General features: G+C 70.4%; 18 protein-coding genes. 12 read left to right on the forward strand and 6 right to left on the reverse strand.

Features of this window, described 5'->3' with window-relative positions; translation table 11 throughout:
* Positions 1-495: 495 nt before the first annotated feature.
* The gene (locus J7I97_RS02645) at positions 496-1,953 is read left to right on the forward strand and encodes a PP2C family protein-serine/threonine phosphatase (RefSeq protein WP_214930694.1); all 1,458 of its coding nucleotides are present in this window, start codon (positions 496-498) and stop codon (positions 1,951-1,953) included.
* Positions 1,954-2,056: 103 nt separating this feature from the next.
* Positions 2,057-3,523, forward strand: coding sequence for an aminopeptidase P family protein (locus J7I97_RS02650; protein WP_214930696.1), 1,467 nt, complete (start codon positions 2,057-2,059; stop codon positions 3,521-3,523).
* A gap of 109 nt (positions 3,524-3,632) precedes the next feature.
* Here the strand turns inward: J7I97_RS02650 and J7I97_RS02655 are convergent, their stop codons facing one another.
* The gene (locus J7I97_RS02655; RefSeq protein WP_214930697.1) at positions 3,633-4,115 is read right to left on the reverse strand and encodes an ATP-binding protein; all 483 of its coding nucleotides are present in this window, start codon (positions 4,113-4,115) and stop codon (positions 3,633-3,635) included.
* A gap of 209 nt (positions 4,116-4,324) precedes the next feature.
* On the opposite strand from J7I97_RS02655, the gene J7I97_RS02660 reads away from it, so the two are divergent.
* From J7I97_RS02660 to J7I97_RS02700, 9 genes are all read left to right on the forward strand, one after another.
* On the forward strand, positions 4,325-5,176 hold the full coding sequence (locus J7I97_RS02660; protein ID WP_214930698.1) for a hypothetical protein: 852 nt from the start codon (positions 4,325-4,327) through the stop codon (positions 5,174-5,176).
* A 110-nt stretch (positions 5,177-5,286) separates the two neighbouring features.
* Positions 5,287-6,012: a YcnI family protein gene (locus J7I97_RS02665; protein ID WP_214930699.1), complete on the forward strand. Its 726-nt coding sequence runs from the start codon at positions 5,287-5,289 to the stop codon at positions 6,010-6,012.
* Positions 6,013-6,066: 54 nt separating this feature from the next.
* Complete coding sequence (locus J7I97_RS02670) at positions 6,067-6,717, forward strand: SCO family protein (protein ID WP_214930700.1); 651 nt, start codon at positions 6,067-6,069, stop codon at positions 6,715-6,717.
* Positions 6,714-7,259 (forward strand): copper chaperone PCu(A)C, encoded by a 546-nt coding sequence (locus tag J7I97_RS02675; protein WP_214930702.1) that lies wholly within the window; start codon positions 6,714-6,716, stop codon positions 7,257-7,259. Before J7I97_RS02670 ends, J7I97_RS02675 begins: the two co-directional genes overlap by 4 nt.
* Positions 7,260-7,281: 22 nt before the next feature.
* On the forward strand, positions 7,282-9,297 hold the full coding sequence (locus J7I97_RS02680) for a copper resistance CopC/CopD family protein (RefSeq protein WP_214930704.1): 2,016 nt from the start codon (positions 7,282-7,284) through the stop codon (positions 9,295-9,297).
* Positions 9,297-10,592, forward strand: a complete 1,296-nt coding sequence (efeB, locus tag J7I97_RS02685) for an iron uptake transporter deferrochelatase/peroxidase subunit (protein ID WP_251058413.1) — start codon at positions 9,297-9,299, stop codon at positions 10,590-10,592. Before J7I97_RS02680 ends, efeB begins: the two co-directional genes overlap by 1 nt.
* A gap of 43 nt (positions 10,593-10,635) precedes the next feature.
* Positions 10,636-11,571: a prephenate dehydratase gene (gene pheA, locus J7I97_RS02690; protein WP_214930706.1), complete on the forward strand. Its 936-nt coding sequence runs from the start codon at positions 10,636-10,638 to the stop codon at positions 11,569-11,571.
* A 520-nt stretch (positions 11,572-12,091) separates the two neighbouring features.
* The gene (gene serS, locus J7I97_RS02695) at positions 12,092-13,369 is read left to right on the forward strand and encodes a serine--tRNA ligase (protein ID WP_214930707.1); all 1,278 of its coding nucleotides are present in this window, start codon (positions 12,092-12,094) and stop codon (positions 13,367-13,369) included.
* Positions 13,366-14,178, forward strand: coding sequence for an HAD family hydrolase (locus J7I97_RS02700; RefSeq protein WP_214930708.1), 813 nt, complete (start codon positions 13,366-13,368; stop codon positions 14,176-14,178). Before serS ends, J7I97_RS02700 begins: the two co-directional genes overlap by 4 nt.
* A gap of 181 nt (positions 14,179-14,359) precedes the next feature.
* On the opposite strand, the gene J7I97_RS02705 is transcribed toward J7I97_RS02700, so the two are convergent.
* The 5 genes from J7I97_RS02705 to J7I97_RS02725 all read right to left on the reverse strand — a co-directional run bounded on the left by J7I97_RS02705 (position 14,360) and on the right by J7I97_RS02725 (position 18,582).
* Positions 14,360-15,007, reverse strand: coding sequence for a rhomboid-like protein (locus J7I97_RS02705; protein ID WP_214930709.1), 648 nt, complete (start codon positions 15,005-15,007; stop codon positions 14,360-14,362).
* Positions 15,008-15,091: 84 nt separating this feature from the next.
* The gene (locus tag J7I97_RS02710; RefSeq protein ID WP_214930710.1) at positions 15,092-15,811 is read right to left on the reverse strand and encodes an ABC transporter permease; all 720 of its coding nucleotides are present in this window, start codon (positions 15,809-15,811) and stop codon (positions 15,092-15,094) included.
* 14 nt (positions 15,812-15,825) lie between these two features.
* Positions 15,826-16,737, reverse strand: a complete 912-nt coding sequence (locus J7I97_RS02715) for an ABC transporter ATP-binding protein (protein ID WP_214930711.1) — start codon at positions 16,735-16,737, stop codon at positions 15,826-15,828.
* Positions 16,734-17,621, reverse strand: coding sequence for an ABC transporter permease subunit (locus J7I97_RS02720; RefSeq protein WP_214930712.1), 888 nt, complete (start codon positions 17,619-17,621; stop codon positions 16,734-16,736). Before J7I97_RS02720 ends, J7I97_RS02715 begins: the two co-directional genes overlap by 4 nt.
* On the reverse strand, positions 17,611-18,582 hold the full coding sequence (locus tag J7I97_RS02725) for an ABC transporter ATP-binding protein (RefSeq protein ID WP_214930713.1): 972 nt from the start codon (positions 18,580-18,582) through the stop codon (positions 17,611-17,613). Before J7I97_RS02725 ends, J7I97_RS02720 begins: the two co-directional genes overlap by 11 nt.
* A 215-nt stretch (positions 18,583-18,797) precedes the next feature.
* Here J7I97_RS02725 and J7I97_RS02730 point away from each other — a divergent pair, with 215 nt between their 5' ends.
* Positions 18,798-19,667: a M24 family metallopeptidase gene (locus J7I97_RS02730; RefSeq protein WP_214930715.1), complete on the forward strand. Its 870-nt coding sequence runs from the start codon at positions 18,798-18,800 to the stop codon at positions 19,665-19,667.
* Positions 19,668-19,672: the final 5 nt, after the last annotated feature.

Genomic DNA, 19,672 nt, shown 5'->3' on the forward strand with positions numbered 1-19,672 from the left:
GAGGGCCACATCACACCACGTAAGCGGTGTTTCACCACACGTACACGTTTCGCGTCATTGTCCGCCTGAAGCAGGTTCACACGGTTCGTGCAGTTTTCTTACGGGTCCATAAAACGTCCGGCGGGGGCGGAGAGCGACCCGCACCGGTGCCGAGACCGGGTGCCGCCGCTAAGGACGACGGTCCGGGCCGGGCGGTTCCGGCGGGTGCCGGAGAGCGCCAACTGGCCCTGGGCACCATCGATTACGTACCCGGACCCACTTCGAAGCCGTTCCAGTCGATCGCAAAAACCGCCCGCATCCGGCGTTTTCCGGCCAAGTTCTAGCCTTGGCTCGACAGTGAGTTGCCGTCCCATGGACACCAGGATTCCCACCTGGGCAATGCTGGACATCGCTCCTCGTGTGCGTGTAGATGTGGATTCATTGATGGCGGCGCAGCACGATCTGGGGGTTTGCGATGCTATATGGCGAATCGCACCAGGTGGATAGGCGGACGCCATGAGCGCCCCGCATCTGCCGAAAGTGGCTGGAATCGATCCAGCGGTTACCGCGTCACCCCACACTGCGGCGCCCACGCCCGCACGTACCGCTCCCGCACAGCCTCCGCCACCCGCCGCCAGCAGCCTCATCCAGGACCGGCTGGCAGGCATGGTCTCCGACCTCACCACCCTCCACGAGCTGACCGAGCGGCTCGCCCGCGCCTGCGACCTCGAATCCTCGCTCCAGGAATTCCTGCGTGCCGGAGCCGCCCTCGTCGGCGCCCGCCGCGGCCTGGTCGTCCTGGAGCCCTCCGACGGGCTCGGCCCCACCACCACGATCGGCCTGGGCCTCGGCCGCGCCGACCTCGGCCACATCGAGACCGTGCCGCGCAGCGCCACCTCCTACGGCCGCATCCTCGACGGCCTCCCGGACGCCCAGGGCGGCTCCGAGGTGCTCCCCGAACCCGGTGCGGCCCCCGGCACCGGCGGCTATGGCGCTCCCGTCGACCCCCGCCACCGCGAGGTCGCCGCCCGCCTCGGCTACGCCGCCAGCTACGCGCTGCCGCTTACCGCCGAGGCCACCGGCCGGCTCGGCGCGGCCGTCTGGCTCTACGACGAGCAGGCCGAGCCGAACGAGCGCCAGCGCGACCTCGCCGGGCTCTACGTCCGGCACGCCGCCGAACACCTGGCCCGGATGGTCGAGGTGGAGCGCGCCCGGTCCAGCCTGGCCACCGTCGCCGAGGAACTGCTGCCCAGCCGGCTCCCCCGGATCGCCGGGGTCCAGCTCGCCGCCCGGCACCACACCGGCCCGCGCGGCGGCGGCGACTGGTACGACGCACTGCCGCTGCCCGAAGGCGCGATGGGCCTGGCCGTCGGCTCCGTCACCGGCTCCGGGCCGAGCGCCGTCGCCGCGATGGGGCGGCTGCGGGCCTCCCTGCGCGCGTACGCCGTCATGGAGGGCGAGGACCCGGTCGCGGTCCTGTCCGACCTGGAGCTGCTGCTGCGGCTCACCGAGCCCGCCCGCTCGGCCACCGCACTCTTCGCCTACTGCGAACCGGCCGCCCGCAAGATCATCCTGGCCGGGGCCGGGCACACCCCGCCGCTGCTCATCGGCGAGCACCGCACCGAATACGTGGAGACCTCGCTCTCCGCGCCGCTGGGGATGCTGGCCTGCTGGGAAGCGCCGAGCGTGGAGATCGAACCCGCGCCCGGAGAAACGGTGCTGCTGTACACGGACGGGCTGCTGCGGCGTACCGGCGACCCCATGGACCGGGCCTACGCCCGGCTGCACGCGGCGGCCGCGGGGGTCCCCCGTACCGCCCGCGACGATCCGGCCGCCCTCTGCGACCACATTCTGCGGACCGTGCTGCGGGACACCGACGACAACGCCTCCTCCGCCGTACGGGCGGCGGGCGCGGACGCGGGCGCGGGCGCGGACGCGGAGGACATCGTCCTGCTCGCTGCCCGATTTGACTGATATGTCACACAGCGATAGGTCACACGCCCCTTCGACTGTCTTCCCCTCGCACATACGATGGATGAGGTCCGTACCCGGTCCGTGTCGTATCTGAGGAGCAGACGTGGCTGACGAGCTCACCCCGGAGACCCCGGAAGAAGAGCAGCCCAAGAAGAAGCACAAGCAGCGCAAGAACGGGCTGTACCCGGGCGTCAGCGATGAACTCGCCGAGAACATGCGCACCGGCTGGGCCGACACCGAGCTGCACGGGCTGGAGCCGATCGCCCAGGCCGCGCACACCGCCGCCCGCCGCGCCGCGCTGTCCGCGCGCTTCCCCGGTGAGCGCCTGGTCGTCCCCGCGGGCCGCCTCAAGACCCGCTCGAACGACACCGAGTACCCCTTCCGCGCGTCGACCGAGTACGCGTACCTCACCGGCGACCAGACCGAGAACGGCGTCCTGGTCCTGGAGCCCGCGGGCGAGAGCGGCCACACCGCCACCATTTACCTGCTGCCCCGCTCCAACCGCGAGAACGGCGAGTTCTGGCTGTCCGGCCAGGGCGAGCTGTGGGTCGGCCGCCGCCACTCCCTCGCCGAGGCCGAGCAGGTCCTGGGCCTGCCCGCCAAGGACGTGCGCGAGCTCGCCGAGGCGCTCACCGAGGCCACCGGCCCGGTTCGCGCCGTCCGCGGCCACGACTCCCTCATCGAGAAGGCGCTGGCCGACAAGGTCACCGCCGAGCGCGACGAGGACCTGCGCGTCTACCTCTCCGAGGCCCGCGCGGTGAAGGACGAGTTCGAGATCGGCGAGCTGCAGAAGGCCGTGGACTCCACCGTCCGCGGCTTCGAGGACGTCGTGAAGGTCCTCGACAAGGCCGAGGCCACGTCCGAGCGTTACATCGAGGGCACCTTCTTCCTGCGCGCCCGCGTCGAGGGCAACGACGTCGGCTACGGCTCCATCTGCGCCGCCGGCCCGCACGCCTGCACCCTGCACTGGGTCCGCAACGACGGCGACGTCCGCTCCGGGGACCTGCTGCTGCTCGACGCCGGCGTGGAGACCCACTCCCTCTACACCGCCGACGTCACGCGCACGCTGCCGATCAACGGCACGTACACCGACATCCAGCGCAAGATCTACGACGCGGTCTACGAGTCCCAGGAAGCCGGCATCGCCGCCGTGAAGCCGGGTGCGAAGTTCCGCGACTTCCACGACGCCTCGCAGCACGTGCTGGCCGAGAAGCTCGTCGAGTGGGGCCTGTTGGAGGGCCCCGTCGAGCGCGTCCTGGAGCTGGGCCTTCAGCGCCGCTGGACCCTGCACGGCACCGGCCACATGCTCGGCATGGACGTCCACGACTGCGCCGCCGCGCGTGTCGAGGCGTACGTGGACGGCACGCTGGAGCCGGGCATGTGCCTGACCGTCGAGCCCGGGCTGTACTTCCAGGCCGACGACCTGACCGTGCCCGAGGAGTACCGGGGCATCGGCGTCCGGATCGAGGACGACATCCTGGTCACCGAGGACGGCAACCGGAACCTGTCGGCCGGGCTGCCCCGCACCTCGGTCGAGGTCGAGGCGTGGATGGCGCGGCTCAAGGGCTGACCTGGCCTGAAGGGCTGACCTGGCCTCAAGGGCTGACCTGCCACGCCTGGCACACCTGACACACGGATGGTGGGCGGGATCCCGTAGGGGGTCCCGCCCATCGGCGTATCTACGACACCTTCAGCAGCGCGCCCTCGCGCCACTTGAGGATCTTGTCGAAGCTGACCACCGCACCCCGGCCCGGCCGGTTGCGGATGCGGACGTGGTCGGCCAGCTCGGTGATCAGCCACAGCCCCCGGCCATGCTCCCTCTCCGAGGGGCCGGCCGGCTCGGGTCTGCGCCCGGACACCGCCGAGGGCGGGAATCCCGGGCCCGAGTCGGTCACCTCGATCCGGCAGCAGTCCCCGTCCAGGTATGCCGTGACGCGGTACGCCGCGCATGCCTCCGATACGGGTTCCCCGCCGGAGTCGGCGTCGGCCGCCGGCCCGCCGTGCTCCACCGCGTTCGCACATGCCTCGCTCAGCGCCACCGACAGTTCGAAGGAGATGTCCGGGTCCACCCCCGCGGTCTCCATCGTCCCCAGTAGCAGCCGCCTGGCGAGCGGCACGCTCGCGGCTTCGCGCCTCAAGTGGAGAGACCACCAGATGCTCATACCGTTACCTATTGCCGCCCGTGGTCGGCCGTAAGCGCCCGACGGCCGTCAGAGCCCTCATTCGGCCGATGTGACACTCCCGCGGGCCGGTGTATGCGGACGGAACGGCCGGATCGCTCAGGCCCGGCTCGGAACCGGCTCGGGGACGGATGGGACCTTCCGGACCTGCCGTATGGCGGCTGCGAGCGCAGTGCGATGATGGCCCGGCCATGACTGCCCCCCGTACGACGCATGCCGGAGCAGGCCTCCGGATGATCCGGGCCGCGGTGTTCACCGCGGTCTGCGTCGTGCTGTCCGCGGCCGGGCACGCCCTGGCGTCCTGCGCCACCGTGCCCTGGTGGGTACTTGGCCTCGGCTTCCTCGGGGTCCTCGCGATCACCGCCCCGCTAGCGGGACGGCGGCGCTCGCTGCCCGGCATCGCCGCGGGGCTCGCGGCCGGCCAACTCGGGCTGCACACGCTGTTCGGCCTCGGCCAGCACAGCGCCGCGGCCGCCTCGGCCACGGCGGGGGCTGCGGGTTCGGCGGGTTCCGCGGGGGCCGTCTCCTCCGACACCTCGCTCGCGGCGCTCGCCGCCCGGCTGGTGTGCGGGGGCAACTCCGTACCGCTCAGCCCCGCAGACGCCCGGCAGATCCTGGAGACCGCCGGGCTGGACCCGGCCGCCATGGCCGGACAGGCCGCCGCCCAGGGCCACATGGCCCACGCCCACATGGCGCAGGCCGCCGCCGGGGAACCCGCGATCGGCCTGTTCAGCCCGGCCATGCTGCTCGGTCACCTACTGGCCGCGCTCGCCGCCGGCTGGCTGCTCGGACGGGGCGACGCCGCCCTGTTCCGGCTGGTCGAGCTGTCCCGGCTGTCCGCCGAAGCCCACCCCGTACGTCCGCTGCGCGCCGCGCTGGCCTTCGTACGGGCGCTGGCGTCCGGGCTCGCGGGCGCGCCGGCCCGTACTCCGCGGGCACCCCGGACCGCCCCCGCCCCGGCCGCGTCGACCGGCCGCGTGGCACTCCAGCACACGGTGATCCGGCGCGGGCCGCCCACGGCGGCGCTCACCCTCGCAGCCTGACGCGGCACCCCACTCCCCGGGACATCCAGCGGGAGCACCGGTGCCGCGGAATCCGCGCGCGCCTGTGTGCGGAGCCACCGTCACCCCTGCTTCCCTGGAGTGTTCCTGCCATGAAGACCTCTCGCGTCTCCTTCGCCGCCGCCCTCGCCGCCGGTACCGTCCTCGTCCTCTCCGGTCCTGCCTTCGCCCATGTCGGCGTGCAGCCCGGCGAGGCGGCCAAGGGCGGCTACGCGGTGATCAACTTCAAGGTCCCGAACGAGCGTGACGGCGCGTCGACCACCCAGCTGGAGGTCAACTTCCCGGTCGACCAGCCGCTCACGTCCGTCATGCCGCAGGACATCCCCGGCTGGACCGTGAACGTCGAGAAGACCAAGCTCGACAAGCCGCTCACCGTGCACGGCAAGCAGATCAACGAGGCCGTCACCAAGGTGACCTGGAGCGGCGGCAAGATCGAGCCGGGCAAGTTCCAGCAGTTCCCGGTCTCCGTCGGCAAGCTGCCCGAGAACGCGGACCAGATGGTCTTCAAGGCGATCCAGACGTACGACAACAACGAGGTCGTCCGCTGGATCGAGGAGGCCAAGGAAGGCGCCGCGGAACCGCAGAACCCGGCGCCCGTCCTGAAGCTGACCGCCGCCAAGGGCAGCGACAAGCACGACGGCGGCGACAAGAAGACCGACGAGGCCAAGAACGCCGACAAGGGTCACAAGGACGGCAGCCAGGACAAGGCCGCCAAGGGCGGCTCCGACACGACCGCGCGCGCCCTCGGCATCGCGGGCATCGTGATCGGGCTCGGCGGTGTCGCCTTCGGCGTCGCCTCGCGTCGCCGCGCCTCCTGACGCACCCCACTTGTAGAACATCCTCAGCATCCCCGATCCCAGGGACATCTCTCCATGCGCACCACACGTGTGACGGTCGCCGCCCTCGCGGCGGCGGCCGTCCTCACTCTCACCGCCTGCGGCGGCGAAACGCCCAAGTCCGACTCGGTCACCCAGATCACCGGCCAGTCGAAGGCCGGGGCCGCGACCGTGCTCGACCGCCCCTTCAGCAAGCCGGGTCTCGTCCTGACGGACACCACCGGCAAGCCGTGGAACCTGCGCGAGCAGACCAAGGGCAAGCCGACGCTCATCTACTTCGGCTACACCAACTGCCCCGACGTGTGCCCCCTGACGATGAGCAACATCGCCGTCGCCAAGAAGGCACTGCCCAAGGCCGACCAGGACAAGCTCCAGGTCGTCTTCGTCACCACCGACCCCGAACGGGACACTCCCGAGTCCCTCGGCTCGTGGCTCAAGGCCCAGGACCCGTCCTTCATCGGACTGACCGGGGACTTCGCCACCATCCAGGCCGGCGCGCGCAGCCTCGGCATCGGTATCGAGCCCGCGAGGAAGGAGGCCGACGGCAGCGTCGTCTCCATGCACGGCGCTCAGGTCATCGCGTTCTCGCCCAAGACCGAGGAGGGCTACCTCCTCTACGGCGAGAGCACCACCGTCGATGACTACACCAAGGACCTGCCGAAGATCGTCAAGGGAGAGAACCCGTGAACCGCCGCACCACCACCCGCACCCTCGCCGCCGCCCTCTCCCTGACGGCAGCGCTCGCCATATCCGGCTGTTCCTCCGGCTCGGACTCCGGCTCGGACTCCGGCTCGAAGGCCGGCTCGGACTCCGGCTCGAAGGCCGACGCCGCCAAGCCCTCGATGACGGTCAGCGGCGCCTTCATGCCCGAGCCCGTCAACGACAAGATGGCCGGCGCGTTCATGGTCATCAAGAACAACTCCAAGACCGCGGACAAGCTCACGGCAGTCACCAGCCCGCTCTCGGACGATCTGCAGATCCACGAGACCAAGAATCAGAAGATGCAGCAGGTCTCCTCCATGGACGTGCCGGCCAACGGCGAGCTCAGGCTGGAGCGCGGCGGCAACCACGTCATGTTCATGGGGCTCAAGAACACCCCGAAGGTGGGCGACAAGGTCACCGTCGAGCTGCGCTTCGAGAAGGCCGACCCCGTCAAGGTCGAGCTGGACGTCAAGGAGCGGACGTACAACACGACGGCCGCGACACCCACCAATGGCACCGCCCACTGACGGACCGAGGGACTGACACGCCATGACGGCCACCGCCCCCGCCCCATCCACGGCCCGCTTCCGGACCGCGGCACTTCTGCCACGGCTCGCGCTGGTCCTCGCGGCCCTGCTGGCGACGCTGTTCACCGCGGCCGCCCCGGCCACGGCACACGCCGCACTGACCGCGAGCGACCCCAAGGACGGGGCGGTGGTCGCCACGGCCCCCGCCCAGGTCACCCTCTCCTTCTCGGAGCAGGTCGCCATGGGCGGAGACTCCATCCGCGTCATGGACCCGCAGGGCAAACGCGTGGACACCGGCGAACTGCGCGACATGTGCAGCGGATCGACGATTCGCTACGGCACCGCCCTGCACAGCGGACTGCCCAACGGCACCTACACCGTCGCCTGGCAGGCCGTGTCCGCCGACAGCCACCCGGTCTCCGGCGCCTTCACCTTTTCCATCGGCGCCCCCTCGGCCACCAGCGTCACCCTGCTCACCCGGCAGGCGGGCGGCGGGCCCGTCGGTGTCGCGTACGACATCGCCCGCTACGCCGCCTACGCGGGCTTCACCGTCCTCATCGGCGGCGCCGCCTTCGTCCTGCTCTGCTGGCGCCGCGGCGCGGCCGAGCGGTCCCTGCAGAAGCTCGTCGTGCGCGGCTGGGTCACCCTCACCGCCGCCACCCTCGCGATGCTGGTGCTGCGCAACCCGTACACCGGCTCCGGGAACTTCGCCGACGTATTCGACCTCGACGGACTGAGGGCCGTCCTGGAGACGAAGACCGGCGCCTCCCTGGTATCCCGGCTGCTGCTGCTCGGCGCGGCCGCGTTGTTCATCGCCGTCCTCTTCGGGGCCTACGCGCGGCGGCAGAACGGCTCCGGGGCGGCGGGAACGGGAGACGCGGGAGCTGGGGACGCGCGAGCTGCGGGCGCTGGAAAGGGGGACGCTGGGACGGAGAACGCTGGGACGGAGAACGCGAAGGACACGAGCGACCTCGTCTTCGGCCTCGGTATCGGCGGAACCGTCGTCGCCGGTGGCATCGCCGCCACCTGGGCCCTCTCCGAGCACGCCTCCACCGGTATCCAGCCCGGCATCGCCATGCCCGCCGACATCCTGCACCTGCTGGCCGTCGCCACCTGGCTGGGCGGCCTCGCGGCGCTGCTCGTCGCCCTCCACAAGGTCCCCGGGATCGAGCGCGATGCCATCCGGCGCTTCTCCAGGGTCGCCTTCATCAGCGTCCTGGTGCTCGCGGTCACCGGCGTGTACCAGGCTTGGCGCCAGATCGGCACCTGGTCCGCCCTCACCGGCACGCCCTACGGACAGATCCTGCTCATCAAGGTCGGCCTCGTCGCCGTCCTCGTCGGCATCGCCTATCTCTCCCGGAAATGGACCGGCCGCCTCGTCGAAGCCCCCACCGTGCAGACGGCCAAGGTCGTCGGGCAGCGCGATGTTTCACGTGAAACATCGCCCGTCACCGTCCCCGAGGACCCCAAGCGGGCAGCCCAGCTCGCGCGTCAGCGCGCCGCCCGCGAGAACGCGCGCGAGAAGCAGGTCCGCGACGCCGACCCGGACCGGGCGGGCCTGCGCCGGTCCGTGCTCGCCGAGGCCGGGGTCGCCGTCGTCCTGCTCGCCATCACCACCATCCTGACGAGCACCGAGCCCGGCCGCGCCGCGGAACTGGAGGCCGGGAGCGGGTCCTCCGCCACCGCCGTGCCCGACCGCGCCGTCAAGATCACGCTTCCCTTCGACACCGGCGGCCAGAACGGCAAGGGATCCGTCCGCCTCGAACTCGACCCGGGCCGGGTCGGCGCCAACGACCTCCACCTCTGGGCGGACACCCCCGACGGCCAGCCCCTCGAACTCCCCGAAGTCAAGATCGCTTTCACTCTCCCCGCGAAGGACATCGGCCCCCTGCCGGTCGTCCCCGACCGGGCCGCGACCGGCCATTGGAGCGCCTCCGGCGTCCAGCTGCCGCTCGCCGGCGAATGGCGCATCGACGTGACGGTCCGCACGTCCGACATCGACCAGACGACCGTCCAGAAAACTGTCAAGATCGGCTGATGAGCGTGACTGAGAGCAACTCCGACATCGAGATCTCCCGGCGCCGGCTGCTGGGCACCGTCGGCGCAGCGGGCGCCGCCGGGCTCGCCCTCGGCGCCACCGGCGGCGCGCTCGCGCACTCCGCGTTCGCCGACTCCCCGGCCGGCTCCACCGCCGGCGCCGCCTCAGGAACCACCGGAACCCTCGTCTCCCTCGGCGCCACCCAGGTCGCCTTCGAGGGGGACCACCAGGCCGGCATCACCACCCCGATGCAGGCCAAGGGCCACCTCATCGCCTTCGACCTCGCCCCCGGCGCCGGCCGCACAGAGGCCGCCGCCCTGCTGCGCCGCTGGTCCGACACCGCCCGCCGGCTCATGGCGGGCGAGACCGCGCCGACCGCGGACACCGGTATCGCCCTCGACGCCGGGCCGTCCTCCCTCACCGTCACCTTCGGCTTCGGCCACTCCTTCTTCGAGCGGGCCGGACTCACCGCCCGCCGCCCGGCCGCCCTCGATCCGCTGCCTGACTTCTCCGCCGACCGGCTCGACCTCCAGCGCAGCAACGGCGACCTGTGGGTCCAGATCGGCGCCAACGACGGACTCGTCGCCTTCCACGCCCTGCGCGCCCTCCAGAAGGACGCCGGGGAAGCCGCCCGGGTCCGCTGGCAGATGAACGGCTTCAACCGCTCACCCGGTGCCACCGGTGCCCCGATGACCACCCGCAACCTGATGGGCCAGGTCGACGGCACCAACAACCCGAAGCCCTCGCAGCCCGACTTCGACAAGCGGGTCTTCGTCCCCGCCGCCGGACCCGGGCCCGCGGAACACGCCTGGATGGCCGGGGGCTCGTACGCCGTCGTCCGCCGCATCCGCATGCTGCTCGACGACTGGGACAAGCAGTCCACCGCCCAGCAGGAGCAGGTCATCGGCCGCACGAAGGCCACCGGGGCGCCCCTGACCGGCGGCACCGAGTCCACCAAGATGGACTTCGCCAAGATGGGGGATGACGGCAAGCCCGTGATCCCGTCCAATGCCCACGCCCGGATCTCGTCCCCCGGGCAGAACGGCGGGGCCGCCATGCTCCGGCGCCCCTTCTCCTTCCACGACGGGATATCCGCCGACGGGATCCCCGACGCCGGACTCCTCTTCATCTGCTGGCAGGCCGATCCGCTGCGCGGCTTCGTCCCCGTCCAGCGCAAGCTCGACCGCGGCGATGCGCTGTCCGCGTTCGTCCGGCACGAGTCCAGCGGCCTGTACGCCGTCCCGGCCGCGCCGCGCGCCGGGGAGTACGTGGGGCAGCGGCTGCTCGAAGGGTGAACAAACCGGTCGGAGGCGGGTGACCCGGCATTAGGCTGATCACATGTCGGCCACCCGTTTCACCTATCTCGGTCCCGAGGGCACTTTCACCGAAGCCGCCCTCCGCACCCTGCCGGAAGCCGCCACCCGGGAGCTCGTCCCGATGGTGTCGGTCCCGGCCGCCCTGGACGCCGTACGCAACGGGGAGGCCGCGGCCGCGCTGGTGCCGATCGAGAACTCGGTGGAGGGCGGGGTCACCGCCACCCTCGACGAGCTGGCCTCCGGCGAACCGCTCATGATCTACCGCGAGGTGCTGCTCCCCATCGCCTTCGCGTTGCTGGTGCGGCCCGGAACCAAGCTGTCGGACGTCAAGACCGTCACCGGGCACCCGGTCGCCCAGCCGCAGGTACGCAACTGGCTGCGGGCGAATCTGCCCGACGCGGTGTGGGAGTCGGCCGCCTCCAACGCCGACGGCGCCCGGCTGGTCCAGGAGGGCCGGTTCGACGCCGCCTTCGCGGGCGAGTTCGCCGCCGCCACGTACGGGCTGGAGCCGCTGGTCACCGAGATCCACGATGCGGAGAACGCCGAGACCCGGTTCGTGCTCGTCGGGCGTCCCGCCCGGCCGGCCGCCCCCACCGGCGCCGACAAGACCTCCGTCGTGCTGTGGCTCGGCGACGACCACCCCGGCGCACTGCTGGAGCTGCTCCAGGAATTCGCCGTGCGCGGGGTCAACCTGATGCTGATCCAGTCCCGGCCGACCGGCGAGGGCATCGGCAACTACTGCTTCGCCGTCGACGCCGAGGGCCACATCTCCGACCGCCGGGTGAGCGAGGCCCTGATGGGTCTCAAGCGGACCTGTCCGCAGGTCCGCTTCCTCGGCTCCTACCCGAGGGCGGGTGTGGCTGTGGGTGACGTACGCGCCTCCCGGCCCGGCACCTCGGACGGCGATTTCACGGCAGCGTCCGACTGGCTGTCGCGCTGCCTCGACGGCCGGGCGTAGGGCTTCTCCACTGTCCACAGAGTTATCCACAGGCCGAGATGGGGACCTGGGGACAAGTCGACAGAGCGGCACGACAAGGTCGACAAATCGGTCGGCGAGCCTAGGTTTCGCGCTGGGGAGCGGGGGGTGAACGGCGTCACCCCCGTATCACCGGGCAACTCTTTGGGGCGAGGCATTCCCACCCGAATGAGTGTGTGAGGGCGGTTTGAACCCCGATTCACCCCGACCCTGCGCCGGGTGCGAATGATCTATTCACGTGTCCACAGATGCCGCACACAGCCTGTGGATAAGCTGGTTCGGCGGGGAATTCCTGTGGACAAGGATGAGCCTCCGGTCCTGCTCAGGGGCCGCCTGCCCTGTTGTGCCCCATTTCGGGGAATCAGCCGCTTTTATTGACCTGCCCAGAAGGGTCGCTTCCGGCCAGTGGACAAGAGTTTTCTATTCGCCTCAATTGGGGCATAGCGACACACAGCGTAATATCGGTGTGATCCCCTGAAGCCCGGCCCGGTAGCCTGGAGGGGTGATTGACCTCCGGCTGCTCCGTGAAGACCCTGACCGTGTCCGTGCCTCGCAGCGCGCCCGTGGAGAGGACGTCGGGCTCGTCGACGCATTGCTCTCCGCCGATGAGCGCCGCAGGTCCTCCGGCATGCGCTTTGACGAACTGCGCAATGAGCAGAAGTCGCTCGGCAAGCTCATCCCGAAGGCCTCCCCGGAGGAGCGGGCCGAACTGCTGAAGAAGGCCGAGCAGCTCAAGGCGGACGTCAAGGCCGCCGAGGCCGAGCAGAACGAGGCGGACGAGGCTGCCAAGCAGCTCCTCCTCCAGCTCGGCAACATCGTCCACACGGACGTCCCGGTCGGCGGCGAAGAGGACTTCACCGTCCTCGAGACGCACGGCACGATCCGCGACTTCGCCGCCGAGGGCTTCGAGCCCAAGGACCACCTGGAGCTCGGCGAGTCGCTGGGCGCCATCGACGTCGAGCGCGGCGCCAAAGTGTCCGGCTCCCGGTTCTACTACCTGACCGGTGTGGGCGCGCTGCTGGAGCTGGCGCTGGTCAACGCGGCGATCGCGCAGGCCACCGAGGCCGGTTTCATCCCGATGCTGACCCCGGCGCTGGTCCGCCCGCGGGCCATGGAAGGCACGGGCTTCCTCGGCCAGGCCGCGGAGAACGTGTACCACCTGGAGAAGGACGACTACTACCTGGTCGGCACCTCCGAGGTCCCGCTCGCCGCGTACCACATGGACGAGATCATCGACGCCGACAAGCTGCCGCTGCGGTACGCCGGCTTCTCGCCATGCTTCCGCCGCGAGGCCGGTACGTACGGCAAGGACACCCGCGGCATCTTCCGCGTCCACCAGTTCGACAAGGTCGAGATGTTCTCGTACGTCGCGCCGGAGGAGGCCGAGGCCGAGCACCAGCGGCTCCTGGAGTGGGAGAAGCAGTGGCTGACCAGCCTGGAGCTTCCCTTCCAGGTGATCGACGTCGCCACCGGTGACCTGGGTGCCTCCGCCTCGCGCAAGTTCGACTGCGAGGCGTGGATCCCGACCCAGGGCAAGTACCGCGAGCTGACCTCGGCCTCGAACTGCGACGGGTTCCAGGCCCGCCGCCTGTCGATCCGCTACCGCGACGGCAAGAAGACCCAGCCGCTGTCGACGCTGAACGGCACCCTGTGCGCCGTCCCGCGCACGATCGTCGCGATCCTCGAGAACCACCAGCAGGCCGACGGTTCGGTGCGCGTGCCCTTGGCGCTCCGGCCCTTCCTCGGTGGTCGCGAGGTCCTGGAGCCGATCACCAAGTGAGCCCGGTTCCGTTCCCGTACAAGCTCGTCGCGACCGATCTCGACGGCACGCTGCTGCGTGGCGACGACACCGTCTCGGAACGCACCCGTGAAGCGCTCGTCGCGGCCACCGCGGCGGGCGCGGCGCACATCATCGTCACCGGCCGGGCCGTGCCCTGGACTCGGCGCGTGCTGGACGATCTTGACTACAAGGGGATCGCGGTCTGCGGGCAGGGTGCCCAGGTCTACGACGCGGGTGCCCACCGGCTGCTGACCTCGGTGACGCTGGACCGGCAGCTGGCCGCGCTGGCGCTGTCCAAGCTGGAGGCCGAGGTCGGGCCGCTGGCACTGGCGGCCAGCCGGGACGGAGTGGACGGCGAGGTGTTGTTCGGGCCCGGCTACCAGGTGCAGGGCGGCCTTCCGGCGCTCTACCTGGAGGACACCGCCGCGGTGTGGAGTGCTCCGCTCAACAAGCTGTACATCCAGCACCCGACGCTGGACGACGACGCGCTGGTCCAGGTGGCCCGGCAGACCGTGGGCAGCCTGGTGGACATCGTGATGGCCGGCCCCGGCATCGTGGAGATCCTTCCGCTGGGGCTGACCAAGGCCACCGGTCTGTCGCTGGCCGCGCGCAGGCTGGGTGTGAAGGCGGCGGAGACCATCGCCTTCGGCGACATGCCCAACGACATACCGATGTTCGGCTGGGCGGCGCACGGAGTGGCGATGGCCAACGCCCATCCGGAGCTGAAGGCCGTGGCCGACGAGGTGACGGCCTCCAACCAGGAGGACGGCATCGCGGTGGTGCTGGAGCGTCTGCTGAGCGCCGCCTGACCGCTCCGCTCACGCACGGGAACACGAGGAAGGTCCGGGACAGCCCGCGCCGCGAGGCGCGCTCGAAGTAGCTGTCCCGGACCTTTTATTGCTCCCCGCACGACTCACTCTGCCCCGGCCGAACGCCCTGTACCAGCGAATTTCCCCGGCGCTCCTGACGATGTTTCACGTGAAACACGGCTCATGTTTCACGTGAAACAGGGTTCGGCTGCGGGTGCCGCGTGAGCGGCCAGGCGAGCAGGCCGACGGCGAGCGAGATGGCGTGGCCGAGGTCGGTGAAGGTGCCGCCGGTGGCGAGCGGGAGCCCGAAGAAGGCGACGGCTCCGGCGAGATAGATCCATCTCCAGGGGCCGGGGAGCCGGTAGGCGAGGACTCCGACGGCTGCGGCGAGACCGTAGCTGACGCCGATGTCGACGACATGGACCATGCTGCGCGGCGCGCGGTGGTCCTGGATGGCCGTCAGGACGACCTTCTGAGTGACCAGGGTGGCCGTGATGTGCGCGGTCGCGACGATCACCAGCCAGCGCAGGGTGCCGAGCCACCGCTCGACGGGTGCGTGGAAGAGCTCGAAGAGCACGGCGTACAGGGCGAGCGAGGCCGGGTTCTCGATCCAGAAGGCGCTGGAGAGCAGGGCCCTGATGGGGTGTCTGGTGAGCTCGTGGATGTTGCTGCTGTTGCGGTGGAGCAGGACGTGCTCGACGCGGTCGGGCGCGATCACGACGATGACGCTGGTGATGGCGATGATCAGCAGCCAGACGTGCGTGCCGGGCGCGGACCGTATCCAGGACCGCAGTGGCCTGGCCGGCTCGGGCCCCGGGTGCTCGATCATGCACCGATGATGACCCGCGAAGCTGTGCCCCGCCTGGCCGGTGGGCCGGGCGGGGCACAGTCCTCGGAGGCGCTGCGGCAGCGCCTACTCCTCGCCCGCGAGGGTGAGACGGCGCAGCTTCTGGCCGGCGTAGACGGTGGCGCCGACAGTGACCGCGATGAGCAGGACGGCGGCGGTGGGCAGGCCGACGCTGGCGTCGACGTAGCCTTCGCCGGCGACCTTCTCCGCGAGGGACAGGGCCCACTGCTGGACGCTGAGGGTCTTGGCGCCGGAGACCAGGCTGCCGAAGAGCGACTCCCAGATCAGGGCGTAGACGAGACCGAAGACGACCGCATGCCGGCTGACGGTGCCGATCAGCAGGAACAGCGCGCTGTAGGCGATCGAGGCGACGAGGGCGGCGACGGTGTAGGCCACGGCGATCTGCTGGCCGTTGCCGTTGAGGATGAAGCCGGCGATCAGGGTGGGGATCGCGGAGAAGGCCATGGTGACGGCGATCGCGACGGTCAGTTTGGTCATGATGATCGTCGGGCGCTTCACCGGCTTGGAGAGCAGGTAGACGATCGAGCCGTCGTCGATCTCGGGGCCGATGGCGCCGGTTCCGGCGATGACGCCGACCAGCGGGACCATGGTGGCCAGGGCGAACCCGCCGAGCAGGTCGGCGGCGACCTTGTCGTCCACGCCGGTGAAGGCGCGGACGGCAATGGAGATGACGATCAGCAGGGCGGGCAGCGCGAAGAGGATCAGCGCGCGGCGGCGGCCGAGCAGGGCCCGGTAGGTGAGCCGGGCGACGGTGGGGTTGTACATGGGTGCCAGCTCCTTCAGGCCGCGACGAGGTAGGAGAAGACCGACTCGAGGGACTCGTCGGAGGGCGAGACCGTCATCAGCCGGATGCCGTGCGCACGGGCGACCCGCGGCAGCAGCTCGGTGAAGCGCCCGAAGTCGACGGCCTGGATGCGCAGGGCGCCTTCCTTGAGGTCGACCTCGATGCCGGCGGTGGACGGGTCGGCGATCAGGGCCGCGGCAAGGGCCCGGTCGTCGGAGGTGCGGACGAGATAGCGGTGTGGGCGGTCCGTCATCAGACGGCGGATCTTGCGGAAGTCGCCGGAGGCGGCGTGCCGGCCGGCGACCACCACCTCGATGTGGGAGGCGAGCTGCTCGACCTCCTCCAGGATGTGGGAGGAGAACAGGACGGTGCGGCCTTCGTCGCCCATCCGCCGCAGCAGGTCCATGAGCTGCATGCGCTGGCGCGGGTCCATGCCGTTGAACGGCTCGTCGAGGAGCAGTACGGACGGGTCGTGGACGAGGGCGGAGGCCATCTTCACGCGCTGGCGCATGCCCTTGGAGTACGTGGAGATCTTGCGGTCCTGGGCGTACTCCATCTCGACGGTGGCGAGCGCCCGCTGGGCGTCCGCGTCGTCGAGCCCGTGGAGTTCGGCGTTGGCGACGACGAACTCGCGGCCGGTGAGGAAGTCGTACATGGCCTCGCGCTCGGGCACGACGCCGATCTGCTTGTAGACCTGCTTGTTGCGCCAGATCGGCGTGCCGTCGAGGGTGACGGTGCCCGTGGACGGGGCGAGGAAGCCGCCCATCATGTTGATGAGGGTGGACTTGCCCGCGCCGTTGGGGCCCAGCAGTCCGGTGACGCCGGGGCCGATGCGCATGGTCACGTCGTTGACGGCGACGACGTTCCCGAACCAGCGGGAGGTGTGGTCGATGTCGATGATGGTCACAGCCCGGCCTTCCGGTAGCGGGCCATCAGGGCGGCGTAGGAGCCGGCGATGAGGCCGAGGATGACGAGCAGGTAGACGAAGCCGACAGCGGCCGAGGGGCCCTCCTGGCCGGGGAAGCCGGAGGAACCGCCGAGGAAGGAGGCCTGGAAGCCGTCGATCAGGCTGACGGGGGAGAACAGGCCCATCCACTCGATGGCTCCGGTGGAGCCGGTGGAGTAGGCCACGGCCTGCACGGTGGAGACGGCACCGTAGGGGATGAGCAGCAGCGCGATGACGGCGGCGACGCCGAATCCGCGGCGCGGGGTGAGCGCGGCCATGACCAGGCCGAGGCCGGCGAAGAGCAGCGACAGCAGCAGTACTGACACCAGTCCCTGCCCGAATCCCTTGGTCTGGTCGCTGAAGTCGAACTTCGCCAGCAGCGAGCCGATGTACATGATCAGCAGCGGGGTGGCGGTGAGGATGAACAGGGCCGAGGCCATCGCCGCGTACTTGGCCACCACGTAGTCGACGCGCTCGATGGGCCGCGAGAAGTAGAGCGGCACGGTCTTGAAGCGCAGGTCGCGGGAGACCGACTGGGGCGCCTGGGACGCGAGGTAGAGGCCGATGACCACCTGGGTGGTCAGGGCGTACGTCGTGTACTTGATCGGCAGGTCGGTGGAGCCGGGAACCGCGATGGCGACCGCGACGAGGATCAGCGCGGGGACGCACATCACCGCGAAGAGGATCATCGGGAGGACCTTGGACTTGGCGGAGCGGCCGAGTCCGTAGGCGCCGCGCAGGGACTGCGAGAACAGCGACTTGCGGGCGTAGGCGCGGCCGAGCCGGGTGCCTTCGTAGGACCGGTAGCCGATGTTGTGGATCTGGGTCGAGGTGTCAGGCGCCATCGGAACCGGCTCCCTTCTGCTGGTCGTTGTCGCGGAAGACCTCCGCGATGTGGTGGCGGCGCTGCTCCATGCGGACCAGGCCGAGGCCGAGGTCTGCGACGGTGTCGCGGATCCGGTCGTACGTCTCGTCTCCGGTGGCTTCGACCAGGAGGATGTGGCCGGCTCCGGGCAGGCCCTGCTCCTCGCCCGCGTGCAGGGTGATCCCCGTCTCGGTGAGTGCCTTGCGCAGGGCGGCGGTGCCGTCCGGGTGGACGTCGGAGTCGGTGACCTCGACCGCGAGGGTCGTGGTGGTCTGCGTGAAATCGCTGGTGGAGCTGGAGCGCAGCAGCTTGCCGCCGTCGACGACCACGACGTGGTCGCAGGTCCGCTCCAGCTCTCCGAGGAGGTGGGAGGTGACCAGGACCGAGATCCCGAAGTCGGTGTAGACGCGGCGGATCAGGCCGAGCATCTCGTCGCGGCCGACGGGGTCGAGGCCGTTGGTGGGCTCGTCGAGGAGCACCAGCTGGGGGTCGTGTACGAGGGCCTGGGCCAGCTTGACGCGCTGCTTCATGCCGGTGGAGTAGCCGCCGATGGGGCGGTAGCGCTCCTCGTACAGGCCCACGTGGCGCAGGGTGTCGGCGGTCCGCTCGCGGGCGGCGGTCGGCGGGAGGCCGGACATGCGCGCCATGTGTACGACGAACTCGGTGGCCGAGACGTCGGGTGGCAGGCAGTCGTGCTCGGGCATGTAGCCGACGCGTTCACGGATGGCGCTGCCATGGGTGGCGACGTCCAGTCCGAGCACGGCGGCGCGGCCCTCGGTGGCGGGGGACAGTCCAAGCAGGATCTTGATCAGCGTGGACTTGCCGGCTCCGTTGGCGCCCACGAGCCCGGTAACGCCGGGCCCGATGTCCATGGAGAGCCGGTCGAGGGCGGTCACTCGGGGGTACCGCTTGCTCAGGCTTTCGGTCGCGATGACAGTCACGGCTTCGACGTTAGTGGCGCCGGCCGCGCGGATCGTCAGACCTGGAGCGGGATCCTTTCTCCGCCTTCAGGACTACGGACCCTGCCGGAAGGCTGATGCGGACCGGACAACTTTGTCCACAGGTCGTGCACGGGCCTTGACGTGATCTCCAGTCATTGTCACATTCATCAGTGTCAAGTTACGGGCGCGTACGGCTATAGGGACGGACGGCTGGCATGACTGGGGACACCAAGCAACGCACCGCTCAACACCCCCCGCACCTCTCCGCCGACCTGCGCGGGTTCAGGGAGGTCCAGCGCCTCTCCTACGAGTGCGCGGAGGCCGTCGCGGCACAGCTGCGGCCCGGTGTGACCGAGCGCGAGGCCGCGCGGATGCAGCGCGAATGGCTGCGGGAGCGCGGGGTGCGGGACTGGTTCCACCTCCCCTTCGCGTGGTTCGGGGACCGCACCGCGTTCGCGAACTTCAAGATCCCCCTGCAGTTCTTCCCGACCAACCGGAAGCTGGAGCCGGGGATGCCGTTCATCCTCGACATGGCCCCGGTCTACAAGGGGTACGCGGCCGACATCGGATACTCGGGCAGCCTCGGCCTGAACCCGGTGCAGGACCGGCTGATGTCGGATCTGCGGCCCCACCGCGAGCTGATCCTGGAGCAGGTGCGCGAGCGCCGCCCGCTGCGCGAGATCTACGAGAACGTCGAGCGGCTGATGACCCGGCAGGGCTACGCGAACCGGCACCGCGCCTACCCCTTCGGCGTCATCGCGCACAAGATAGACCGGGTCAAGGAGCGGCGCTGGTCACCGACCGCGTTCGGCTTCGGCACCCAGTCGCTAAAGGGGCTGGCGAGCGACGCCCTGCACGGGCACCGTGAGGGCTGGTCCCCGCTGTGGAGCCCGTACCACTTCTCCGACCACCCGCCGCAGCCCGGCCTGTGGGCGGTGGAGCCGCATCTGGGCTTCCGGGGCACCGGCGCGAAGTTCGAGGAGATCCTGGTCGTCACCGACTCCCGGGACCCCGAGGAGAGCGCGTTCTGGCTGGACGACGATCTGCCGCACGTGCGGCGCTGGGCTGAGGAGAAGGCGGCATGAGCGGG

This window comes from Streptomyces sp. ISL-87 (assembly GCF_018614095.1).
GTDB lineage: Bacteria > Actinomycetota > Actinomycetes > Streptomycetales > Streptomycetaceae > Streptomyces.